5 protein-coding genes are annotated in these 3,934 nt (G+C 65.0%); 3 read left to right on the top strand and 2 right to left on the bottom strand.

The genetic code is table 11. The features are described from left to right. On the top strand, positions 1–1,378 hold a 1,378-nt coding region (locus NBV68_RS18365; RefSeq protein WP_296312762.1), incomplete at its 5' end, for an FAD-binding protein. A 12-nt stretch (positions 1,379–1,390) separates the two neighbouring features. On the opposite strand, the gene NBV68_RS18360 is transcribed toward NBV68_RS18365, so the two are convergent. Next, a complete protein-coding gene (locus tag NBV68_RS18360) occupies positions 1,391–2,143 on the bottom strand; it encodes a GntR family transcriptional regulator (protein WP_296312759.1) in 753 nt (250 codons plus the stop codon). A 102-nt stretch (positions 2,144–2,245) separates the two neighbouring features. Between NBV68_RS18360 and NBV68_RS18355 the strand changes: the two genes are divergently transcribed. Next, positions 2,246–2,578 (top strand): EthD domain-containing protein, encoded by a 333-nt coding sequence (locus NBV68_RS18355; protein ID WP_296312756.1) that lies wholly within the window; start codon positions 2,246–2,248, stop codon positions 2,576–2,578. 43 nt (positions 2,579–2,621) lie between these two features. Continuing rightward, positions 2,622–3,092, top strand: a complete 471-nt coding sequence (locus tag NBV68_RS18350) for a hypothetical protein (protein WP_296312754.1) — start codon at positions 2,622–2,624, stop codon at positions 3,090–3,092. Positions 3,093–3,278: 186 nt separating this feature from the next. Here NBV68_RS18350 and NBV68_RS18345 read toward each other — a convergent pair whose 3' ends face one another. Next, positions 3,279–3,587 carry a hypothetical protein gene (locus NBV68_RS18345; protein WP_296312753.1) on the bottom strand — a complete coding sequence of 103 codons (309 nt, stop codon included), beginning with the start codon at positions 3,585–3,587 and terminating at the stop codon, positions 3,279–3,281. Between the last annotated feature and the right edge of the window lie 347 nt (positions 3,588–3,934).

The following is a 3,934-nucleotide window of genomic DNA, read 5'->3' as shown; positions in this document are numbered from 1 at the left end:
TGATGCCGAAGCACCCGGAGCGAGCCGCGGAAGCCGCTCGCTGTGTCCTCGCCCGCTGGACGGCCGGTGCCTCGGCGAGTTGTTCGACCAGCTTCAGCCTCCGCTCCGGTCGAGCCAGCTGTTCGGCGGGATGACCGTGGCGAGCGCCGACTATCCCGATTACCTGCGGGTGCTGCGCGACCCCGGGGCGACCTTGCGCGTCATGCGGCACACGGCGCAATATTGCCGCGACCGGATCGCCGGGGCCAGGCGCGGCTATCGCATCGCCAATGGCCAGGCCCTGGTCGCCCGGCTGGCACAGGCGGCGATCCGGCATGGCGCAATACTGCAGCTATCGAGCCCGGTCGAAGCGCTGGAAACTCGCCATCGCCGCGTGACCGGCGCGGTTGTCATGCGGCCCGAGGGCGCCCACCGCATAACCGCCCATGTCGGGGTTGTGCTGGCGAGCGGCGGGGTGACCGGCGATCAGCAGCTGGCCGGTGCCTTTCTCGACAATCTCGCCGCCGGGCAGACCCACCTGCGGCTGGTCGGCCCAGGGGTGCGCGGTGACGGATGGCGGCTGGCTCTGGCAGCAGGGGCGCAGCGCGTGACGGATGTGAGCAATCCTTGCGCGTGGGTCCCCGCCAGCCGGGTCCCGCTGCCCGGTGGCGGACACGAGAGCTTTCCGCATTTCATCGAGCGCGCCAAGCCGGGCGTCATTGCGGTCAACAGTGAAGGGCGCCGCTTCGCCAACGAGGCCGATACCTATCACCGGTTCGCCCGCGCGCTGGTAGAACAGGCGGCCGGACGCCCCGAGGCCGAGGGCTGGATCATCGCCGATCACCGCGCGTTGCGGCGCTTCGGCGTGGGCGCGGTGCCGCCTTGGCCGGCGCCGATCAAGCCCTACCTCGATCGCGGCTACCTGCGGCGTGCGGGGACCATCACCGACCTCGCGTCCGCAATCGGCCTGCCGCCGTCGGCGCTCGATGAGACTATCGCAGCATTCAACCGCCACGCACGGGAGGGCCGCGACCCCGCGTTCGGGCGCGGCCAATCGGGAATTAACCGCCATTACGGCGATCCGCGATCCCTGCCCAACCCCAGCCTCGGCCCACTCGAACAGGCGCCGTTCTACGCCGTGCGCATCCTGCCTTCGGATATCGGCGGCTTCGTCGGCGTGCGGGCCGATGCGAGGGCACGTGCGCTCGATGGCGAAGGGCAGCCGATCCCGGGCCTTTATGTCGCCGGCAATGATGCCGCATCGCCCTTTGGCGGGGCCTATCCGGCGGGCGGCGCGACGATCGGCCCGGCGATGGTGTTCGGGGCGCTCGCGGCGCTCGACATGTGCCGGACGAACGATGCGGACATCCCGGCACCCTCGCTGATGTCCGCGATCTAGGCTGTCGGCGCGCTAGCCCGTCTCGGTGGTGCTGGCAGGCAGAAGCCCCTCGGTCCTGCGACGGGTGAGGAAGGCCAGCATCTCCTTGCTCAAGATGCGCGCATCCTGTGCAGCGGCCGCCTCTGCCGCCGCCGCATCGCCATCTGCGATGGCGGCCAGCAGATCGGCATGCTCCCCGCGCATGTCATCGGTCGGCTCGTCCTTGAAGTGGCGCATGTAGAGCCGCAGGATCCGCTGGCCACTAAGCAGCACGTTCTTGGTCCAATTGACGAAGTAGGGGTTCCCGCCCGCCTTGGCGATGGCGATGTGGAAATCGGCATTGTGCGCCATGACGGCGAGCGGATCCTGCCCGCGAATCGCCGCTTCATGTGCCTCCATCTCCTGCCGGATCAGGGCGATGGCCGCCTCGTCGGCATTGAGCGCGGCCATGCGCGCCGTGGTGCGGTACATCAGATCGAGCGCGTCGAAATAGCCCAGCAGCTCGGCGATATCGAACGAAGCGACAACCGAACTGCGGTTGCGCAAGGTGTGCACAAGACCTTCCGCAGCCAGCCTGATCAAGGCCTCGCGCACCGGCGAGCGCGAGACGTTGTAGCGATAGGAAAGCTCGGTTTCATCCAGCAGGGCACCCGGCTCGAGGTTGAGATCGAGGATTTCGCGCCGCAGCTTTTCGTAGACCAGCTGGGCGCCGGTCCCGCGCGCGGCCCGCACCGGGCTTGCAGTGGCGGGGTCAGAGTGAGGGTCTTGCTCGTTGGTGGGCATCATGGTCCCGTACGCGGAATGGTGACGTTCGTATGCACGATGCACGCTTGAAATTCCCATGTCGACAGTCTAGTTTGTCGACACCATGCATACGAGAGGCCTGCGATGATCAAGGTTCTGTGGTTCCTGAAACGCGCCGACGGTCTCTCGCTGGAAGAATTCCGCGAATGGTGGCTCGCCCATGCGCAGGATGTGCTGGCGAGCCAGTCGCCGCATCTCGCCCGCTATACCGTCAACATCCGCGTCGCCGACAAGGATGACCTGCCGGGCAGCCCTGCGCTCGGCTGCGAATGGGACGGTGTGGCCGAACAGTGGTTCGCCACGCGCGAGGATTTCGCGGCCGCCTATGACCGACCGCAATCCACGACACGCTCGGACACGCTGGCACATACAAGCGCCTTCACCCGGCTGGTGGTGGACGAAACCCCGCTGTGCTGAGCCCGGGCTCGTCACGGAGAATTTGAAGGAAGGAAACGAAACCATGTTCAAGAACGTCTCCGGCGGGCTGAAGGCTGCGCGTCCCGGCCTCGCCCTGTTCCTCGCCGCCCTTGCACCGGCCCAGCTCGCGGCTGCCCCGACCGGGTCCGCCCCGCTCGCCACCGCCCCCGAGGCGGAGGTCGGCGAGATCCAGATCCTGAACCTCACGCCCTACACGCTCGTTTCTGCCTATGTGTATTCCGATGAGACGGGCGAAGCTACGGCCCCGAACGGGCTGGTCGATCGCCGCAAGGGGCAGACCAAGACGGCGGCGCCCGATACCCACACCCGCATCTATTTCCCCCGCGCGGTGGGCAAGGTCGCATGGGTCAAGCTCGGTTTCAGCGTCGATGGGGAGGAATTGTTCGCCCGCCTTCCCGATGTCCCGGTCAAGTCGGAGATCACCGTCGCGCCGACCTTCATCGTCTCTGTCAATGACGAAGGCGGCATCGAGATCAACCAGCGGGAGGGCTGATCACCAGCGCCGCTGCGCCGGCACCTAACGTCGGCACGGCCGATATTGACTGAGGGTTGCTTCCAATGCGCCGGGTGAACCCGCGTTTCCTTGCATCCTCAGCGAGGGCACATGGTTCCTCTCGTCTGTCGAACCCTGGAGCACGCCTTTCAGAGCCGCCGTCTTCCAGCAAGGGCTCTGAAAATGTCATTGAACGCAGTCCTGTATCGTAACGCCGATCGGGCGGAAGCCACGCCGATCCTGATCATCGGCGACGTCGTGGATCCTGTCGTCCGGTCTCTTCTTCACAGGAGGGGCATACAGGCGGATGAGGTAAACGAACCGCTCTGAAATATTATCGTTTATTTTCAGTATTTTGTTTTGCCAGTAGCGGAGATGCGTCCTTTGCGATGTGCCGGACAAGACGAAGCCACGTTCGTGATCCAGCATTGCTGCTAGCACCCACATTCGGCCTTGGCTTTGATGGAAGCGATTGAGGCTAATTTGACGTTTCACAGCCTACTCCCGGAGATAGAATGGTCAGGCTCTTGGGACGGTATTGATTGGCTGGCCCCCGGCAGCGAGAGGCAAAAAGCTGCGCTAAAGCCTGCCCCTCTCTCGGTCGACAGCCGTCAAGCGGGTTCACCGGATCGGAATCCCGCTCGGCAATAATGATTTGAGGCGTTGGGAGATTGCGGCAAGCCTCATTAAAAAGTGTATCTCAGGCTCGCCCGGACCTGACGCGGTTCGACTGGATGGAAATGGCGATCTTCAACGCCGTGCGCCTCGCCGGGGAGGCGGGATTGATAGAAATAGGTGATGTCCGCGTCTCGGCTATCGAGTAGATTGAAAACTTCGACACC

The organism is Erythrobacter sp., from assembly GCF_023653175.1.
Taxonomy (GTDB): Bacteria; Pseudomonadota; Alphaproteobacteria; order Sphingomonadales; family Sphingomonadaceae; genus Erythrobacter.
The sequence above is the reverse complement of the archived record's forward strand: the minus strand, read 5'-3'. Positions and strand labels throughout refer to the sequence as shown.

Coding starts and splice junctions, on each gene's coding strand:
- NBV68_RS18360 (WP_296312759.1), bottom strand. CDS start 2,143: ATGATGCCCACCAACGAGCAAGACCCTCACTCTGACCCCGCCACTGCA.
- NBV68_RS18355 (WP_296312756.1), top strand. CDS start 2,246: ATGATCAAGGTTCTGTGGTTCCTGAAACGCGCCGACGGTCTCTCGCTG.
- NBV68_RS18350 (WP_296312754.1), top strand. CDS start 2,622: ATGTTCAAGAACGTCTCCGGCGGGCTGAAGGCTGCGCGTCCCGGCCTC.